This window comes from Bacillus sp. WC2507, assembly GCF_052656125.1.
In genome coordinates this window covers 2076300-2094787 of record NZ_JBQXPN010000001.1, presented here as the reverse complement: position 1 = coordinate 2094787, position 18488 = coordinate 2076300, and the positions used below count along the sequence as shown (strand labels likewise).

Sequence of the window (18488 nt, the reverse complement as noted above, 5' to 3'; positions counted from 1 at the left end):
AATAAGGCCCCCTTCTAACTAATAGACTATGGGCAAATCATATGTGATTAATTCCTAAACCAATCGCCTCATGCTCAGATCCTTTTACAGGTGCACCAATCGTTCCATATAATGCAACAGCAACCCATTCGCCTTCTTTTTTTCCGTCGTATGGTGTGCCGCGCACAATCGCAAATCGAAGTCCTACTGTACGAAGAACGTCTGCTAACTGAATTTGACCTCTCGTCACTCCGTACAAAGCTTCCATAATTGCATGATAAAGTGCATGTGTTTCTCTGTAAACGTCTGTTTCAATAACTTGGTTGCTTTTAGCCGCTGTTTCCATTGCTGCTACAACTTTTTGCGAATTCATCGAACCCACTTTCCCCGTACAATACTTCCAACCTTTTGGAACAGATAATACAGGGCTTTCATTCTCATCCGCAAGTGCCAACAGCATGGCCATACGACCAATTCGATGTGTTCCTTGAAGAAGCATGTGACTCTCTCATTTCTTTTTAATTATTTGAATATTTCTTAATTTAAGAATATATGAAAACGGTTAAATCGTCAATAGTTTAAACTCACATTCAAACAATTTTTTCTTCTCTTTCATTTGTGTACACAAATTATTTACACAAATTTTTCAAGCGTGCTATAGTCTCACTAACAGATGCAAAGGGGCGAGATTTCAATGACGAAGCGAAAAGATATTCATTTTCGAATTGAAGAAAAATTACTTGAAAGGTTTGAATCTGCACTCCATTACGAAGGTTTAAAGAAAACCGACGTATTGACACATGCGATTCAGCAATTTTGCACGAAGGTGGAATGTGAAAAAATGAATGATGTAAAACGCCAATACAACGTAAGCAACCATTTACAAACACGTATCGATACGCATAAACATTACGAAGAAAAACAAGTGAATTTAGATGAAGTCGTCATGGGGCATTTACAACTTCAAGGAGACGAAAAAATATTAGAGGTTGGATGCGCTAATGGGAATTTTCTTTCCCTTTTACAAACTAACGGTCATAAAGGACAACTAACCGGTTTTGATCAATCGAAAACGATGCTTTCTGAAGCTGCAATGAAGAATAGCATAATTGAATGGAGACCGGGTGACGCTGGTAAACTTCCTTTCGAAGCTAATTGCTACGACTGGATCGTCGCAAGACATATGTTATATCACATGAAAGACGTCGAAAAAACAATCCAAGGATTCCATAAAGTAATTCGTCCCGGTGGCTCACTTTTAGCTACAACAAACTCTAACGTTACATTACCTCGTATAGTTGAAATGTGTAACCGTATGTTAGACGCATTTGATTTGCCGAAAACAACATCATCAGTCACTCCATTTTGTTTAGAAAATGGTAAAGAGATATTACAGTCTGTTTTTCCAACTGTTGAAGAAGCAGTTATTCATAATGCTCTCGTTTTTCATCATGCCACTCCGATTTTAAACTATATTTCTAGCATGTTTCCGTCGCTAAATATACCTGATAATACACTTCTTCACGCGGAAATGAAGGAATGGCTAAAAGAAGAAATAGAAAATGAATTGTCACTTCATAACGGTATATGGCGCGATCCGAAAACGTTAGCCATTTATCGATGTCAAAAAGAAAAAAGCTAGCATTAGCTAGCTTTTATACATTCTCAGGCAAAAGCTCCTCCATCATCACATTCCCCTTACCACTGTAAAAATTTATATTATGTTCGTTTGTTACTCCAAAATAAGAGGCAATCGCTATTCCAAATGGTACAAATGCATGCCCCTGTGCTGTAATAATATTTGAATGTTTCACAACTTCTTCATACACAAAATTTTCTACTGGAAAACAATCTAATTTTTTATAATCCATAGTTACTGTATACGAGATTTCTTTGAATAAGCCTGCTTTTGCTAGCGCATACGGTCCAGCACAAATAGCAGCTACTAATTTTTCTTGTTCGCGAAATTGACGAATAACTGAAAAGAGTCCTTCTGCATCCTTCATATGTATCACATCTCCGCCTGGAATAATAATCCCCTCATATTCTTCTACACACACTTCCCTTAATTCTATATGTGGTTGCACTTGCAAACCTGTTTCACTTATAATCAATTCATGCGTTAAGCCCGCTGTAATGATTTCATATTTATTTTTCAGCAATGCCGTTGCTACTGTTATTTCAAACTCCGCAAATGTTGGGTATACAAATAAAAGTATTTTTTTCATAACCCTCTCTCCTTTAACCAATCCATAAAATATACCTCTAAATCGTCTGCTGTTAATCTATTCGTGTCCACATAAGTTACCGGAAATTGTTTATACCAATCTTTTTCAGTTTCTACTAATTTAAATTGCTCCTCAAATGTATTTCTGTTTCTTGTTCTATCATTATTTTTTCTATCATATACATTCTTTTTCGTAACATCTAAGTAAAAAATCGCATTCGAACGGCATTCTCTTAATTTATATAATTCATCTTTCAATTCAGTTTCTATATCCCACTCTTCCCCTATAATCGTTGGATAAAAGAGTGTATAAAACTCAATGTCTTCTGGTCCACGATCAAAAATTACGACTGAATCTTTCACTTTTTGAAACTCCTTTATTTTTGCTTTCATAAACATTTTTTGATTTGTAATAAACCCTTCTTTTGAGTTCATATCCAAATTTAGTTCTTTTCGTTTTTCTACAATCGGATAAGGATTTTCATATATAACTGAAAGCCCGCATCGCTCTAATCTTTTAGCCAATGTTGTTTTCCCGCTTGCCATCGGTCCTTGGAGTGAAATTACGTATACCATTCCTCTCATTCCCTTGCATATTAGTATACCTATAATATACAGAATTTTGAAAACTATCAACAAAATATATACCATCTTGTTTCTTATTCTTATCTAACTTATAATAAAAAATAGAGATTATGACGGACGCATCAATAATGTAAGCTTGGAAACCCAAGCTTACATTATTTTTTGCTTTCCCTTTTCTAATAAAAAGAGTATACTAGATTAGAACGTATGTTCTTAATGATTACATACAGTAAGGAGATAAGACAATGGTATACGACACAAAAGCAATTTCTTGGAATGAGTCTTTAAAACAACTTCAACGCCGCTACACAAACAAACAAGTTGACCGAAAAGAATTTGAAGATATTGAACTGATGGAATTCTTCCGCGATAACGACTACATTTCTTTACCTACACATATAAGCGGCCTATCAACAAAGCGTTTTACTTCTTACTCTATTTTCACAACAGAAGATAAAGATCGTAAAGTTGGCACATTAATCATTGAATATGTAGAAGATGATAATAATAATTTATGTGTTGAACAACTATACTTTGTTTAAATGATAACGCTTGGTCAAAATGACCAAGCGTTCTTGCTTTCTATGAATCTCACTGTTTATAATATGAATAAAAGAAAACCATAATCATTAAGGGGGGATATACTTGCTCGAAGGATGGTTCAGTTGGTTTATTGTGCTATGGACTGTTATTTTATTAGGACTTATGTCTATTGGTGGATACTTTATGTTCAGAAAATTTTTAAAACGATTACCAAAAGAAGATGGTATGTCCATTTTAGATTGGGAAGAACACTACATAAATAAAACGAGACATTTATGGGCTGACGAACAAAAACAGTTGTTAGAAGAGCTTGTAAGTCCTGTTCCAGAACTATTTCGCGATGTTGCTAAATCAAAAATTGCTGGCAAAATCGGAGAACTGGCGTTACAAGAAAAAGCCTCTCAAATTACACAAGATTTAATTATTAAAGGGTATATTATTGCTACACCGAAGCGTGATCATAAATTTTTAGTGAAAAAACTACAAGAAAAAGAGATTGATTATTCTAACTATAGATCTTTACTCGCAAAGTAACTTCACATTATTTTCAATAAAAAGGACAGCGCCTTTGACGCTGTCCTTTTTATTTTATACATATAACGTTTTCAAGTTAGCTTCATATCTTTTTCATTATAAAAACCATCTTCTTTTTCCATTTCCTTCTGTAATTTCGTAAAGGAACGGTACATAGCAATTCTCCATGACACAATCATCGCGAAAGCTAATAAGAAGAACATACCACTAAGTTGTCCTAAATCAAGAGATTGGCTTAAGTATGTTTTAAATACAATCCTCACGACAAGTAATCCAATTAATATAAAAACAAATGCTTTTGAACGCTTCAAATAAATCTCTTGCCCTCTAATTTCAAATTTAGATGTTTTAATAAGAAAAATAGAGAAAAACAAACCGACGCCAATTGCTTCTAACATTTCTGCTGGAGTTAATCGAAATTCAGGAAAAACATACATCAATGCTCCCGTACTCATAAAAAATGGTGGAAGTATAATTTTTTTCAATGTTGCAGGTTTTTTAGCTGCTTTTAAACGAATAAACATCGCACCAACAGCCATACAAACAGCAACGATACTGGATAAAACAACTATGTTCATATTTTCTCATCCTTTTTTGTGGCTATATGCAAAATATACTTTCATTATATGCTTTTCCGTTAGTATTTCCAACATTTTCACAGAATAATACTAAAAACCGGTAAAACCACCAAATAAACTTGAGAAATATACGATAATTTTCGTCATCCAGTTAAAGTATAAGAAGACACCCATGACAATCATAACGTATCCTCCGATTTTCATAAACTTCATACTATTTCTTTTTATCCAGGACATTTTCGTAATAAAGAATGATAGTATGAAGAACGGGATAGCAAATCCAAGTATGTATGCAATCATATAAATCATTGCAGACTCTGGATTTGTTGCTGCTAATCCAATGACAGATACTAAAATAGGTCCAGTACAAGGCGTCCAGCCTGCAGCAAAGGCCAATCCAATTAGAACGGATCCAAAATAGCCACTCGGACGATTTTTAAACGTAAATTTACGGTCTTGCATTAAAAACTTTGGCTTAAACACACCTACAATAATAAGACCGAACACGATGATAAATATACCACCTAACTGTCTAATTAAATCTTTATAATCTGTAAAGATGCCTCCAATAAAACTTGTACCAAATCCAATTGCAATAAATATAATTGAAAATCCAAGTAAGAAAAACGCTGTATGTATCATACTTCTTTTGCGAAGCATTGCATTTTCTTCTTTCAACTCAGAAACCGACATACCTGTTATGTAAGATAAAAATGCCGGATAAAGCGGTAAGCAACATGGGGAAATAAATGATAAAAACCCAGCACCAAACGCTAAAAAAATACTGATATCTTGCATGATTCCACTCCTCTCCTTACATATTGTAGCAAAAACAAATAAAAATACTATGAACAATTCGTGAAATCACTTTTCCAACGTGACAATAAGAAAAACTACTCTTTCACACAGTTTCTAAAAAAACGTTTTCATTTCCTTCTATTATATAGAAACACTTCACTTGGATTACGAAACTCCTCTAATTATTATTAACATAACAAAGGTAACGTAGTTTCTCAAATGATTAGCATGTTACTAGTACGTCTATATACATATTGATTAAAAAAATTTTTTTCAAATGCTGTCTTTATACAATACAAAGCTGATTTTACAATACTTTTATTATTATTAATTTCAAGATTATGCATAAATATCATACTTTTATTATTATTCTATAAAATGTCACACTTTTCTTTTATTTGACCCTCCATTTTTAATTTTGTATACTTCCCTCTAGTTATATATGTCCGTTACGGAACAATTTCATATAGATGGGAGGAATTTTTCATGCTTCGTTATTCTCTTTTAGTTTTATTAGGAGCGTGTAGTTATGGGATTTTAGCTATTTTCGTTAAACTTGCATATGCAGAAGGATTTTCACTTGGAGAGGTAATTGGTAGCCAATATTTGTTCGGTTGGATTATTTTGCTTGCTATTACACTTCTATTTTCTAGACATCGTGTTCCATTAAAACAAGCGTTAATTTTATTCGTTGCAGGTACATCTGCAAGTTTTACTGGGATTTTTTATTATGCTTCATTAAAAACTGTACCAGCATCTATTGCAATTATACTTTTATTCCAATTCGTTTGGGTCGGAATTATTATTGAAGCAGTCGCAACAAAAACATTACCTTCAAGAGAAAAGGTGATTTCCGTTATTTTCTTACTTGCAGGTACATTTTTATCAAGTGGTTTGCTAGAAAAATCAGCAGGTGATTTCGATACGACTGGAATCATACTAGGCTTATTATCTGCTGTTACATTCGCAACATACATTTTCGTGAGTGGGAAAGTAGCTGTTGAAGTACCTTCATTACCGCGCGGTGTTCTTTTAATGGCTGGTGCTTTAATTTTAGTAATGATCGTATTCCCACCAACATTCATTTTTAGTGGTGCAATTTCTGAAGGACTTTGGAAATACGGTTTAGGTCTAGGAACATTTAGTATCGTTATTCCTTCTATAGCCTTTACAATCGGTATTCCAAAAATCGGTTCTGGCTTAGCGACTATTCTTGGTGCAGCGGAACTACCAGTTACAACAATCATGTCTGTATTCGTTTTAAAAGAAGCTGTACTATCTTCACAATGGGTCGGTGTGTCACTTATTTTAGTTGGTATCGCAATCCCGCAAATTGCCTACGCAATGCGTGGACGTTATCAAAAACAGCATTCACATAAAAAATTGGCAGCATAAACGAGAGAGGATTTTCATTTGAGAATCCTCTCTTTTATTATTGTATACTTAATATACATACTTTATTTAAGAAAGAGGGCATTATAAGTGGCAGCAAATCTAGAGCAATTAAATGAGACGCTGATTTCTATTCGTCGAAATTTACATGAGCATCCAGAATTATCATACGAAGAATTTGAAACGACAAAAGCTATAAAAAATTGGTTAGAAGAGAAAAACATTACTATAATAAATTCTAGTTTAGAAACAGGCGTTATTGCTGAAATTTCGGGGAATAATAGCGGACCGCTTATAGCAATCCGTGCTGATATTGATGCCCTTCCTATTCAAGAAGAAACAAATTTGCCGTACGCTTCAAAAATTCACGGTAAAATGCATGCTTGTGGGCATGATTTTCATACAGCTGCTATTATAGGTGCTGCCTACTTATTAAAGGAAAAAGAATCTTCACTTAAAGGAACTGTTCGTTTTATATTTCAGCCAGCCGAAGAAAGTAGTAATGGTGCTTGCAAAGTTATTGATGCTGGACATTTACAAAATGTACAAGCTATTTTCGGCATGCATAATAAACCTGATTTGCCAGTAGGTACAATTGGTATTAAAGATGGTCCACTAATGGCCGGGGTTGATCGATTTGAAATCGAAATTCACGGTGTTGGTACACATGCAGCTGTACCAGATGCTGGGGTTGATCCTATTGTCGCATCCTCTCAAATTGTTATGGCACTGCAAACAATTGTAAGCCGAAATATAAGTTCATCTCATAATGCCGTTGTAAGTGTTACAAATATTCATTCAGGAAATACATGGAACGTTATTCCTGAAAAAGCAACATTAGAAGGAACAGTTCGCACTTTCCAAGCTGAAACACGTGAAAAGATACCAGCTTTAATGGAACGTATTATTCAAGGGGTTTCTGATGCATTAGGTGTAAAAACAGAATTCCGCTTTTATCCAGGTCCTCCTGCTGTTCATAACGATACATCTCTAACAAATTTATCGACTCAAGTTGCCGAAAAAATGAATTTAAATATCATCTCTCCTACCCCGTCAATGGCCGGAGAAGATTTTTCTTTTTATCAACAAGAAATACCTGGTTCATTCGTCTTTATGGGAACGAATGGTACACATGAATGGCATCATCCAGCTTTCACAGTAGACGAGCGAGCATTATCTATAAGTGCAGAGTATTTCGCTTTACTAGCCGAAAAAGCTCTTAAACAATTAACATAAAGAAAAGCCGTTAAGGGTGTGAAGTGCACTTAACGGCTTTTCTTATTAAGTTAAATCGCGTTTTAAAAATACTGTATAGGAAATGCTTAAAAATACAAATAAATAAAGTAATAACATACATGAAGCAAACGGGAATGTTACCCCATCAATAAAACTTCCATTCTTTGCAATACTGTATAAATCTGTGTTTGCTGGTAATAAATATTTCGCCCAATCATATCTAGTTGCTGCTAGTAATGCAATGTTTCCTGATAAAGCAAGAAATAGCGAGATTCCAATCGCGCCCCCACTAGATCTTGTTAATACAGAAATCATAAATGCAAACGCTGCGTACACAATGGTCGGCAACCACGATAAAATATAATACTTACTAGCCTCCACAAAAATATTTTGTTTTATAATATTTCCATCTTGGAAAATAAGCTCGCTCCATGCAGGCTGTTGGAATTTATAAATAACAAGTCCACATAAAGTGGAGAAAATCATATTAAACAGAAACAATAACGCTGCAAATATTACAATTGCTAAAAATTTTGCTGTTAGAATTTTAAATCGACTCGCCGGACGGATCGTTAAAAATTTATATGTTCCCCAGCTATATTCATTCGCAAAAATTGTACTTGCATACACGAGGATAAATGGGAGCAATATTGGAAATACGATAAAACCTGTATCTCTCATGAAAGAAAGTGGAGAACTGCTTGCCGGTGCTGTATCTGTATCTAAATGCTTCATCTTAAGCTGATATTCCTTTACAAGCTCGTCCCCAGATCGTTCTGCTAATATAGCTTCTTTTTTCATACCTAGCTTTTTCTCTATTTCTACAGTTCGTTCTGTATAATCGGCTTTCCATCCTTTTGTTTCCGGTTCTAAATACTTGACCGTAACCCAGCCTAATCCAATTATTAATACTGCAATAACTGCAAAGGGAATAATCGTTCGCTTTCGCTTAAATATTTTATACAGTTCGTTATATACTAAATTAAACAATATCTTTTCCCCCTGTTAATTCTAGAAATTGCTCTTCTAACGTTTTTCTTTCTTCATATACACGATAAACTTGAATATTTTTCTCAAGCAATGTTCGAATAACATTTGGGATTTCTTCATCTTTTACATGAATAAGTAGATCATTACCTTTTATTAAAACATCTTGTTCTAACATTTCTGCCGCTTTATTCGCATCATCTACACGTATACGGATTGTCTCCATCTCTTCGCTTTGATTATGCTGAATATTTTGCGTCGCCACATATTCTCCGTGCTGAATAATGATAACTCTGTCACACATTAATTCAACTTCTGAAAGTAAATGACTAGATACAAGTACCGCTTTTCCTTGTTCATGTGCAATTTTCTTTATGTACATTCTCATTTCATGTATACCACTAGGGTCTAATCCATTCGTTGGTTCATCTAGTATTAATACATCTGGATCGTGAATAAGCGCCTGAGCAATTCCTAAACGTTGTCTCATACCGAGTGAATATGCTTTTACTTTACGATCAATTACTTGTCCCATCCCTAACAATTGCACTACTTCATCAATACGTTCTTCTGTCACATTACCATTCATTCGTCCGAAATATGTTAAATTTTCATATCCACTCAAAAAAGGATAAAACTCCGGCGTCTCAATTACCGCCCCAATTTTCGCGGCAGTTTTTTCAAATTGCTGTTTCACAGATTGACCATCAATCCACACTTCACCTTCTGTCATACGGATCATACCGACCATCATTCTCATTAAAGTCGTTTTTCCAGCACCGTTTGGTCCGAGTAAACCAACAACCTCGCCTTTTTTCACTTCAAAACTAATATTTTGTACAAGTGTCTTTGAACCGACTTTCTTCGTCAACCGCTCCACTTTTACAATTGATTGTTCATTTGTCATTCTATACAACCTTTCTTTCCCATTCTTTGTCAGGTCTTTTCACTGTAACATGATTATTTTTATGTGTAAAATAGAAAAAAGCATGATTTCTCATGCCTTTCCCTTGAAATGGAACGAATTTTTATCTTGTAAACTTTGAACAAATCGAAAACATTGTATCATCGATAATAGGACGATAACCATCATAACTATACTAACGACTACTACCGCATATATAGTAATTGGTGCACTATTTATTCCCTGTATGCCTACTATTTTCATAAAGATAATCGTGAATAATTTCAAAAATAACATTCCATGAACTAAACCGAAAATAAAAGCTGCTCCATAAATGAATAATTGCTCCTGACATAATAAACATAGTACTTCATTTCTATTCCTATTCTCTGCTACATAAGATTTTAATTCTTCTCTCCTCACTTGCAGAAGAGAAAATGTTATTTTATATGTAGTAAAAATACATATGAAAATGAATACGATAAACAGCGTGTAAAAACATACTTGAAATAAAAGTATAGCCCCTAATTCCCTAGTAGCTACTTCATTAAATTGGAGTGATGTCATAAAAAACAAAATCATAGTACTCGTAGCAATCCATATAAATTGCTTCATCCTTTTGGCAGCAAATGTTCTTATATTTTTTCTCGCTAACCGACATAAAGACATAAATTTCTTCCCCTACCTTATAACATACGCATTCTATACTACTAGTGTATAAAAATATGACATTTTAAACATCGCACTACAATCTGAATCTTTTCTAAGCCTTTAGTCCTAGAAAAATAAAATGGTTAAAATTACATTTAAATTGTAAAAAGGAGGGGTTATATGCGTGTGAAATTGCTGTTTATTCTTTCTTTATTACTTTTCACTAGTTGTAATCCATTAAAAAATAGTGAAGGCTCCACTGTTAAACCACATAAGTTAACAAAAGAGCAATCTGACATTTTACAAATGACTCCTATAGGTGAAGGAAATAGAATGTTTTATGATGTTACAATCAAAAATAATAAAGATGAACTTCAGGCTAAAATTGAATATTATCAAAATGGTAAAAAAGTAAAAGAAATCGCGAACATAGCTGCATCATATTTTGTAGAACAGAAAATAAAACTTTCTTTCATAGCACCAAATCTCCAATTTAACAACAATATACACGAAAAAGGTCAATGGTATATTCATATTGACGGTGGTTCCACGCTTGTTCCTGAAGATGAACTACCAAGCGTAAATAGTTCTGCAACTACTACAATTCAATCTGTAAAAAGTTTAAGATACAATCAGAAAACAATTTTGGCTGCTGTAATCCAATCAAGTAAAGAAACTGTAAGCGTCCCTACAATTGATGAAGAAACAGGTGTTGACCTCATCTTAAAAGAAAATGAACACGTTTATCTATTTAGTATCGAGCTAAAAAAAGAAAAATAAAGCGGAAATGCAATTTAAGTGCATTTCCGCTTTATTGTTTAACAAAGTGTAATTTTATACATCTGAATTAAACCGTTACTACTATTACTCATCCTCTACTTCTATTCTTTTCTTCTCTCTTGCAATTTTTAAAAACTCTAAAAGCTCTGGATTGCTATTCATTTTTTTATAGGCTACTGACATTTCTGCAACAAAATTAGAATCACATAACTCTTTATATACGACTTCTGTTTTATACAATTTATTTGCCGATACAGGTATTACCGTAATTCCGATTCCTGCTGCTACAAGTCCCATAACTGTTTGATATTCCGTTGCTTCTTGTACAATGTGTGGACTAAATCCTACGTCGCGGCAAAGCGATAAAATTGTATCGTATAACGCTGGCCATACCGGTCTCGTAATAAATACGAAAGGTTCGTCTCTTAAATCTTCAATATGTATTTCATCCTTTTCAGCAAGTGGATGTGCCTTCGGTAAACATAACGTACAAGAAAGCTTTTGAATTGGTTCTAACTCTAGTAATTGCGTTGGAATTGGCGGACGTAAAAAGCCAATATCAATACGGTTATCGTGAAGTGCATGCACCTGATCTGGCGTTGACAGTTCATGTAATGCAACAGACACTCTCGGAAATTTTTTTCTATACTCCCTTACGATTGATGGTAAAATATCATATATCGCCGCACCTACAAAACCAATTGAAAGTGAGCCCACTTCTCCCCTTTGGGCACTTTGTGCAACTTCTACTGCTTTATCAATTTGTTCGAACGCTTTTTTTACTTCTTTTAAAAACATTTCTCCAGCTTCTGTTAATTCAACTTTTCTCTTCGTTCTTGAAAATAACATAACTCCCATTTCTTTTTCTAATTGCTGAATTTGTTGACTAAGTGGTGGTTGTGTCATTTGTAAACGAGCAGCTGCTCGTCCAAAGTGTAACTCTTCTGCCACTACAACAAAATATTGCAAATGCCGTAATTCCATTTTGGACACCCTTTTCAATTTCAATTAATACGTCTAATATATTAATAACATATAATTTATATATTAGACAAACTTTTTGAATGAACGTATAGTAGAAATTGTTAATTCTTTTTTACAGTTTTTATGTAAAAAAAGAAAGAGGTGGTTACTGTATGAAATGGTGGAAATTAAGCGGACAAATTTTATTATTATTTTGTTTCGCTTGGACAGGTGAATGGATTGCAAAACAGGCACACCTCCCAGTTCCAGGAAGTATAATCGGTATTTTTTTATTGTTAATTTCATTAAAATTTAACCTAGTGAAAAAAGAGTGGATACAGGACGGAGCAGACTTTTTATTAAAAGAACTTATTTTATTTTTCATTCCTTCTGCAGTCGCTGTCATACGCTACAAAGATACACTATCACAATATGGAATCGATATCATTTTAATTATTATGATTAGTACACTTTGTGTCACTCTCGTTACAGGACTCTTAACAGAATTGCTACTAAAGCGGAAAGGATCAACACAATGATCGGCTTTCTTTGTTTGCTATTAACACTATTCACATATTGGATATCGAAGAAAATGTATCAGCGCTGGAATTGGAGCTTACTTTCTCCTCTTCTCGTCTGCCCTATTATTTTAATTGCTTTATTGCTCGGACTAGACACACCTTATGAAACATATGAAACAGGTGGTCAATGGTTAACAGAATTGTTAAAGCCTGCAACAGTTGCTTTTGCATGGCCAATCTATAAATACTTTGATTTATTGAAAAAACATGGACTAGCTATCTTACTTAATGTCATTGTCGGTTCGTTTTTATCAGTTATTACTTCAGCACTACTAGCAAATTATTTTCAAATTGATTCATCGTTAGAGCATAGTTTAGCACCTCATATTGTGACGACACCAATTGCAATGGCTATTTCAGAGATGATTGGTGGCATGTCACAATTAACAGCGGTATTTGTTGTTTTAACTGCGTTAACAGGAGCATTGCTCGGACCTTCTCTCATACGTATATGCCGTATTAAAACAGCGCTCGCAAAAGGTATTATGTTAGGTACGAGTGCTAATGGAACCGGTACATCAAAAGCATTCGAAATCGGCCCTGTAGAAGGCACGATTGCGAGTTTATCTATGCTTTTAACAGCAGGAGCTAGTTTAGTTATCGTTCCACTTTTCTTATCGTGGATACATTAAAAAAGCAAGTGTTTAAACACTCGCTTTTTTATTTATATATTTATTTAAAATCTCATAATCCTCCGGGAAAGATAGCGTTAATTCCTTCATTTCATCTATCCTTTTCCAAGCAATTTCATGTATTAACTCATCAGGATCTTGGATTTCCATACTACCACCTATTTTTTTAACGAGATAATAATGAACGTATACAGGAACTCCGTATGTAATACCTTCTTTTTCGTATATTTTATTTACAACTTCCACATTGTAACCTGTTTCTTCCCAAACTTCTCGAATACAACATTCTTCTAGTGTTTCTCCCTTTTCAAGCCCGCCACTTGGAACAGACCACCTTTTTTCTTCCCCTTCTTTTCCTTGTAACACCATTAGAACTTCATTTCTTTCATTTACACATACTGCTGCACAACCTATCCATCTTTCCATATACATCCCTCCCCTACTACTATTCGTCTTCCTTATTATTTTCCCCTTGAAAAAAGAGGAAAAAAGGAAAACGATGACGAAAACTTACATCAACTTCATAGACAATCCCTTCTTAGAAATTAAAAACGGAAGGATGAAAATATGATTTCTAAATATGTTGTGGAATGTGTCTTTTGTGAAGAAAATCGAACACCTCGCCAAGCTATCGTAACAGTTCCCGCCACTACTCAGCTACTAGCCATTGAAAAAGTGCGTGCGGAATGTAAACGTCGTTTTGGAAAAGCTTTATTATTGCAAACAGAAATTAAAGAAGAAATAGCTTTTGAAAAAAAAGAAAGCCGACCATAAATTGGTCAGCTTTCTTATCCGATCATATTTTCACATGAAGATTAGGGGCATCCTCTTTAAGGATCGGGATTTTCCCATTATGTACGTTCCACAATGGTCATCGAACAATATATTTCTATGCAATTAAATATTGAATAGAATAGGGCAAAACTTGTTCGCATTTTTAGAAAAGGGATAGGGATATAATTCAAGTAGTACTTCGAATACTCGAACTTTACACTCATTATATTAAAGCAAATCCTTTTATATGGGAAATATGAATTACTTACATAATTCATTCGTAAAACATATTAGTTTGCTATATTATTTTTATTCCATCAATAACATACATCCAGCTAAAACGGGTGTCATAATCATTGAAAACTTCAAAAGCATACGTGGTGCATAATTTGTAAACTTCGCCCCGATATACGCTCCTAACATCGTCCCAATTAATACTTGCAATAACAATATATAATCTAGATACCCTTCTGAACTATATCCTAGCCCACCTCCAATCGCAATCGGCAATATAACAAGCATTGTTGTTCCTACAGATTGCTGAATCGTTAGTCCTAATAGAACCATTAATCCAAGTTGAATAAACGGTGCAGAACCAATCCCGAATGAACCGGCCATCATTCCAGTGACTAATCCTAGACATATACATTTCATCATGTTTTCTTTTGAAAATTTTTTAACTTCTACTAAAAGTAATTCTTCCCTATTTTGAAACTTAATTAATTTAATAAACATAAAAATTGCCGATAAAAATAGCATACCCGCTGTAAACCAATGAAGAAGATGCGCTGGTATAAGAGCACCGAACTTAGAACCGATATAAGAACCAATCGCGCCAAACCCACCAACAATCCCGCCTATAATAAGCACAACATTTCCTTCCCTGTAATGACTTATAACCCCAGATAATGTCGTAAATGCCATTGCAGTTAAAGACGTTGCGAGCGCAACGTGAATAGGAATATGGAATACTAAAGTGAGCATCGCGATAATAAAACCGGCTCCCCCAGCTCCAACAAATCCTAATAAAATACCCATTACTAACATCGTTATAATAATTGCCACAGACTTTCCCTCCAGTAAAGCAATTATCCATCATATTCTTCCTTGCATACAAATAAAAAGCATCCTAGATGGATGCTTTTTATTTCAATAATATGTACTTAATCTTGATTAATCAAAATAACCGCAGGGCCAGCGACTACTACTCCAGCTACTTCTATCTTTTCAAATTCTTTTACTGTAATAGATATAACTCCTTCTCTTTCCATTAATTCTTTACTCAGGACATCAGTCGGGATTGCTTTCACCGTCTTACCTCCTTTTCATTTATACAATTTGATAAAGTGAAACTTTGAAATGAGAATCTTATTGCCCGCAAATAGCGAGATAAAAACAACCCAATGCATCTATATATATGCATCACCTCCACTTTCATTCCTTATTCCACTCAAAATCCTTCTCTCCCTTCCGTAACATATTGAAAAATAAAAAAGAAGCTATAACATATAGCTTCTCTCTAAATTTATTTAGTCTCTTAGCACCTCATATTTCATAACTCTACCATCTCTATCAAATTGTAAAACAAGCTGTTCACTATCTATTGGAATAAAGCCACGTTCATTTCCAAGATAGTACGAAGTGATAACCCCGCTTTCTCCATTTCTTGTTTCAGTAGGTGCTCCTAATAATTTTGTAATTTCTTCATTTGATTTCCCTGTTAATTTATATTTTTGTAATAGATCATCTACCATATTTACCCGTTTCTCTTCAGCATGTAACCACCGATCTTGATTAAACTTAGAAGTGTATGTATTCATACTTAATTGCGCAGTGCACACCATTAACGGAATGAGTGCTACTATTAATACTCCCGACATTTGCTTCTTTTCTTCATTACGATTTTTAGAAACATATAAGATAGATTTTTGAATCATGATTAATAAAGCAAATGGCATGATTACTACAAACATACTCTTTACACTTAATGACGTATGAGCTATATCGATAATGTAAATAAACGCAAAATACATTAGTATATACAAACAAACATAAACATACAAAATACCCCTAAATATAGAACTCACAAATCCCACCCCTTTTTAATTCCTTTTATAATTCATTCGGTTAATGATTTCTCGAAGTTTTTCTAACTCTTGATCTGTATATATTACTTTCCCTGTTAAGACCTCATTTCTGAAGAACGTTACAATTTGCTCTCTATCTTTTAATCTCGGCGTTTTTTCTTCAGAAAGATCTAGCACTTCTTTCCCACTTTCATTATAAAAATATACAATCGGTTTTACGTTTTCTTTAACAATATCAACCTGTATTTCATTCAAACAATTATATAGAATATGAGATAGTTCTTTCGCTCTATATACTGGATTCCCCTCATTTTTCACTTGTATCGTTAATGAATCTTCACCTGTAATGCATTCAAACGTCTCTTCTTTCTCTACTTCTTGTTGATATTTGCCAATTTCATCAATCATAAACGAATATATACTAGCATTTCCTTTCGTTAAGCCATGAATTAATTTCCCTGTCCATTCTTTCGTCTCAAGTAGATACATACCCGTTTTACTTAAGACAAGATGATGAATTCGAAAATCATTTCCTCCGTGCTGATTTCTAATAAAAACATTCGGCATAATATGAAATTCATTATCTAGTATTATGCCTTTCTCTACGAAGCCTCGCTTCATATAATGTAATGTTTCGTGTGTATTCACTTCAGCTCCATTTTTCGTATACTCTCGCAAATTTGCAATTAACTTTTGAAACATATGTATTTCGTTACTATGTTTATCTTGCATTTCACTACGTTCTTTACTATGTTGCATAGCTAATTGATTCTTCATCATACGCATATTTTCAAGTTCTCTAGCTGCACTTATTTGTAAATCATTGTATTTCTTCTGTTCCATATTTTTCAATGTATTTTGTTGTTCCTTATGCTCTGTAACCGTAGCTGCAATTTCGTTTTCATACGTTTCAATTGCTTGTTTCTTTTCAAATTCTACTTGCTGACTCTCTGATTCTAGCTGTTTATTTTTATAGAACAGCACGAATACTACAGCTAATAATATTAAAACGACACCTATTAGCACATAATCCATATTTTTACTCCTTTATTTTATTTTTTATAAATATACATTATATTATACTATGCTTTCAATATACACTTTGTAAAAATTACATATTTATAATAAAAGGCATCTCAGGCGAGATACCTTCTGCGTTCATTTTATTGTACACCATAATGAATATAACTTGAATCATCGTATATCCATTGATTTCCACCTAGACCAAGCCATCCATCTTGCTTACACCATACTCGATATGCCTCACCATGATGTAATTGTCTTATAACATTTCCATTTAATGATGGAGCATCCCGCAGATTCACATTATCACCAGTAATAGTCGCCACATAATGTTTATACTGAACATAACTTGAATCATCGTATATCCATTCGTTTCCACCTAAAGCAAGCCAGCTACCTTGTTCACTCAAAACTTCATATGATTCGCCACGATTTAGCTGACGGATTACACTAGATTGTAAAGATGGTCCACTCCGTAAATTTACATTATCACCATTAATGACAGCAACACCGTAAACTGCAGTAGCATTAGTAGGAGGTGAAACATTTCCACCACTTGCTCCGCTCCCTTGTAAAGCTTCTATCGAGACGGCTGCTGATACGTCACAATTTCCTACACCTGAAATTTGACCAGAATCTGTGTATTGCCATGCTGTCCACTCTGTCCATCCACCAGCATCAGCAGGCGGTGTACTAGAATATCTAGAAATCCAAAGTGGAATATCACTTAATCCACTAATCCCAAACTCATTAATATACCAAACACCTGTATATAGCATGACATTTTTTCCAGTAGCTTGTTTCACATAATCTATAAAACTTCTTGCCCAATTAGATATAGCGGTACCTGTCAAATTACTATTACTCGGATCTGTTGGTGATTCTAAATCTAGAACTGGAATTAAGTCTGTCTGATTGCTTTGTAATATACTCACAAAATATTTTGCTTCTGAAATTGCATCATTTTGTTCTGGATGCGCAAAATGATATGCACCAATCAATACATTTGCATTTTTTGCAGCCTGTACATTTTGAACAAAAGTCGGATCAATGTAATTCACACCTTCTGTCGCTTTTGCATACGCCGCTTGAATACCTGATGCCTTCACAGCATTCCAATCAATACTTCCTTCCCAATGAGACACATCGATAAACGTAACATTTGAACTAGACCTATCTTGCATATGAAAGCTCCTATCAAATTTTTTCATTTCGTATACATACAATATGTACA

The 18488-nt window shown here is 34.1% G+C and carries 24 protein-coding genes and 1 pseudogene; 9 read left to right on the top strand and 16 right to left on the bottom strand.

Annotation, left to right across the window (positions count from 1 at the left end):
- Positions 1-37: 37 nt before the first annotated feature.
- Positions 38-478 carry a hut operon transcriptional regulator HutP gene (gene hutP, locus ACUN28_RS11180; RefSeq protein ID WP_016086783.1) on the bottom strand — a complete coding sequence of 147 codons (441 nt, stop codon included), beginning with the start codon at positions 476-478 and terminating at the stop codon, positions 38-40.
- Between the two features lie 195 nt (positions 479-673).
- Between hutP and ACUN28_RS11175 the strand changes: the two genes are divergently transcribed.
- Positions 674-1621: a class I SAM-dependent methyltransferase gene (locus ACUN28_RS11175; protein WP_016086782.1), complete on the top strand. Its 948-nt coding sequence runs from the start codon at positions 674-676 to the stop codon at positions 1619-1621.
- A 13-nt stretch (positions 1622-1634) separates the two neighbouring features.
- Here ACUN28_RS11175 and ACUN28_RS11170 read toward each other — a convergent pair whose 3' ends face one another.
- Together ACUN28_RS11170 and ACUN28_RS11165 are read right to left on the bottom strand one after the other, a co-directional pair.
- Positions 1635-2207, bottom strand: coding sequence for a DJ-1/PfpI family protein (locus ACUN28_RS11170; RefSeq protein WP_016086781.1), 573 nt, complete (start codon positions 2205-2207; stop codon positions 1635-1637).
- Positions 2204-2791 (bottom strand): AAA family ATPase, encoded by a 588-nt coding sequence (locus ACUN28_RS11165; RefSeq protein ID WP_098405357.1) that lies wholly within the window; start codon positions 2789-2791, stop codon positions 2204-2206. Before ACUN28_RS11165 ends, ACUN28_RS11170 begins: the two co-directional genes overlap by 4 nt.
- Before the next feature lie 245 nt (positions 2792-3036).
- On the opposite strand from ACUN28_RS11165, the gene ACUN28_RS11160 reads away from it, so the two are divergent.
- Positions 3037-3333 carry a hypothetical protein gene (locus tag ACUN28_RS11160; protein WP_016086779.1) on the top strand — a complete coding sequence of 99 codons (297 nt, stop codon included), beginning with the start codon at positions 3037-3039 and terminating at the stop codon, positions 3331-3333.
- Positions 3334-3436: 103 nt separating this feature from the next.
- Positions 3437-3868 (top strand): DUF2621 domain-containing protein, encoded by a 432-nt coding sequence (locus ACUN28_RS11155; protein ID WP_016086778.1) that lies wholly within the window; start codon positions 3437-3439, stop codon positions 3866-3868.
- Between the two features lie 71 nt (positions 3869-3939).
- On the opposite strand, the gene ACUN28_RS11150 is transcribed toward ACUN28_RS11155, so the two are convergent.
- The 3 genes and pseudogenes from ACUN28_RS11150 to ACUN28_RS11140 form a co-directional block, all read right to left on the bottom strand.
- Positions 3940-4446, bottom strand: a complete 507-nt coding sequence (locus ACUN28_RS11150) for a CcdC family protein (protein ID WP_001028639.1) — start codon at positions 4444-4446, stop codon at positions 3940-3942.
- A 90-nt stretch (positions 4447-4536) separates the two neighbouring features.
- A complete protein-coding gene (gene ccdA, locus ACUN28_RS11145) occupies positions 4537-5244 on the bottom strand; it encodes a cytochrome c-type biogenesis protein CcdA (RefSeq protein WP_016086777.1) in 708 nt (235 codons plus the stop codon).
- 16 nt (positions 5245-5260) lie between these two features.
- Positions 5261-5404, bottom strand: a pseudogene (locus ACUN28_RS11140) (peptidase T).
- A 326-nt stretch (positions 5405-5730) separates the two neighbouring features.
- Between ACUN28_RS11140 and ACUN28_RS11135 the strand changes: the two are divergent.
- Positions 5731-6639 (top strand): EamA family transporter, encoded by a 909-nt coding sequence (locus ACUN28_RS11135; protein ID WP_016086776.1) that lies wholly within the window; start codon positions 5731-5733, stop codon positions 6637-6639.
- Between the two features lie 87 nt (positions 6640-6726).
- Complete coding sequence (locus tag ACUN28_RS11130) at positions 6727-7872, top strand: M20 peptidase aminoacylase family protein (RefSeq protein WP_016086775.1); 1146 nt, start codon at positions 6727-6729, stop codon at positions 7870-7872.
- A gap of 45 nt (positions 7873-7917) precedes the next feature.
- On the opposite strand, the gene ACUN28_RS11125 is transcribed toward ACUN28_RS11130, so the two are convergent.
- From ACUN28_RS11125 to ACUN28_RS11115, 3 genes are all read right to left on the bottom strand, one after another.
- On the bottom strand, positions 7918-8862 hold the full coding sequence (locus ACUN28_RS11125; protein ID WP_016086774.1) for an ABC transporter permease: 945 nt from the start codon (positions 8860-8862) through the stop codon (positions 7918-7920).
- Positions 8855-9766, bottom strand: coding sequence for an ABC transporter ATP-binding protein (locus ACUN28_RS11120; RefSeq protein WP_016086773.1), 912 nt, complete (start codon positions 9764-9766; stop codon positions 8855-8857). The genes ACUN28_RS11125 and ACUN28_RS11120 overlap by 8 nt, the downstream gene beginning before the upstream one ends.
- A gap of 90 nt (positions 9767-9856) precedes the next feature.
- The gene (locus ACUN28_RS11115; protein WP_016086772.1) at positions 9857-10432 is read right to left on the bottom strand and encodes an FtsX-like permease family protein; all 576 of its coding nucleotides are present in this window, start codon (positions 10430-10432) and stop codon (positions 9857-9859) included.
- A 162-nt stretch (positions 10433-10594) separates the two neighbouring features.
- On the opposite strand from ACUN28_RS11115, the gene ACUN28_RS11110 reads away from it, so the two are divergent.
- Positions 10595-11194 carry a hypothetical protein gene (locus ACUN28_RS11110; RefSeq protein WP_016086771.1) on the top strand — a complete coding sequence of 200 codons (600 nt, stop codon included), beginning with the start codon at positions 10595-10597 and terminating at the stop codon, positions 11192-11194.
- An 84-nt stretch (positions 11195-11278) separates the two neighbouring features.
- Here ACUN28_RS11110 and alsR read toward each other — a convergent pair whose 3' ends face one another.
- The gene (gene alsR / locus ACUN28_RS11105; protein WP_016086770.1) at positions 11279-12178 is read right to left on the bottom strand and encodes an acetoin biosynthesis transcriptional regulator AlsR; all 900 of its coding nucleotides are present in this window, start codon (positions 12176-12178) and stop codon (positions 11279-11281) included.
- A 152-nt stretch (positions 12179-12330) separates the two neighbouring features.
- Between alsR and ACUN28_RS11100 the strand changes: the two genes are divergently transcribed.
- Entirely contained in the window at positions 12331-12696 is a 366-nt protein-coding gene (locus tag ACUN28_RS11100; protein WP_016086769.1) for a CidA/LrgA family holin-like protein, read from the top strand.
- A complete protein-coding gene (locus ACUN28_RS11095; RefSeq protein ID WP_016086768.1) occupies positions 12693-13370 on the top strand; it encodes an LrgB family protein in 678 nt (225 codons plus the stop codon). The genes ACUN28_RS11100 and ACUN28_RS11095 overlap by 4 nt, the downstream gene beginning before the upstream one ends.
- Before the next feature lie 12 nt (positions 13371-13382).
- Here ACUN28_RS11095 and ACUN28_RS11090 read toward each other — a convergent pair whose 3' ends face one another.
- The gene (locus ACUN28_RS11090) at positions 13383-13796 is read right to left on the bottom strand and encodes an NUDIX hydrolase (protein WP_016086767.1); all 414 of its coding nucleotides are present in this window, start codon (positions 13794-13796) and stop codon (positions 13383-13385) included.
- A gap of 141 nt (positions 13797-13937) precedes the next feature.
- Between ACUN28_RS11090 and ACUN28_RS11085 the strand changes: the two genes are divergently transcribed.
- A complete protein-coding gene (locus ACUN28_RS11085) occupies positions 13938-14144 on the top strand; it encodes a DUF3903 domain-containing protein (protein ID WP_016086766.1) in 207 nt (68 codons plus the stop codon).
- 309 nt (positions 14145-14453) lie between these two features.
- Here the strand turns inward: ACUN28_RS11085 and ACUN28_RS11080 are convergent, their stop codons facing one another.
- The 5 genes from ACUN28_RS11080 to ACUN28_RS11060 all read right to left on the bottom strand — a co-directional run bounded on the left by ACUN28_RS11080 (position 14454) and on the right by ACUN28_RS11060 (position 18438).
- Complete coding sequence (locus ACUN28_RS11080; protein WP_016086765.1) at positions 14454-15209, bottom strand: sulfite exporter TauE/SafE family protein; 756 nt, start codon at positions 15207-15209, stop codon at positions 14454-14456.
- 98 nt (positions 15210-15307) lie between these two features.
- Positions 15308-15454, bottom strand: coding sequence for a BC1881 family protein (locus tag ACUN28_RS11075; RefSeq protein ID WP_000644411.1), 147 nt, complete (start codon positions 15452-15454; stop codon positions 15308-15310).
- Positions 15455-15673: 219 nt separating this feature from the next.
- A complete protein-coding gene (locus ACUN28_RS11070; protein ID WP_080117893.1) occupies positions 15674-16240 on the bottom strand; it encodes a hypothetical protein in 567 nt (188 codons plus the stop codon).
- Positions 16241-16246: 6 nt separating this feature from the next.
- A complete protein-coding gene (locus tag ACUN28_RS11065) occupies positions 16247-17266 on the bottom strand; it encodes a nuclease-related domain-containing protein (RefSeq protein WP_016086763.1) in 1020 nt (339 codons plus the stop codon).
- A gap of 128 nt (positions 17267-17394) precedes the next feature.
- Positions 17395-18438: a GH25 family lysozyme gene (locus tag ACUN28_RS11060; protein ID WP_016086762.1), complete on the bottom strand. Its 1044-nt coding sequence runs from the start codon at positions 18436-18438 to the stop codon at positions 17395-17397.
- Positions 18439-18488 lie beyond the last annotated feature (50 nt).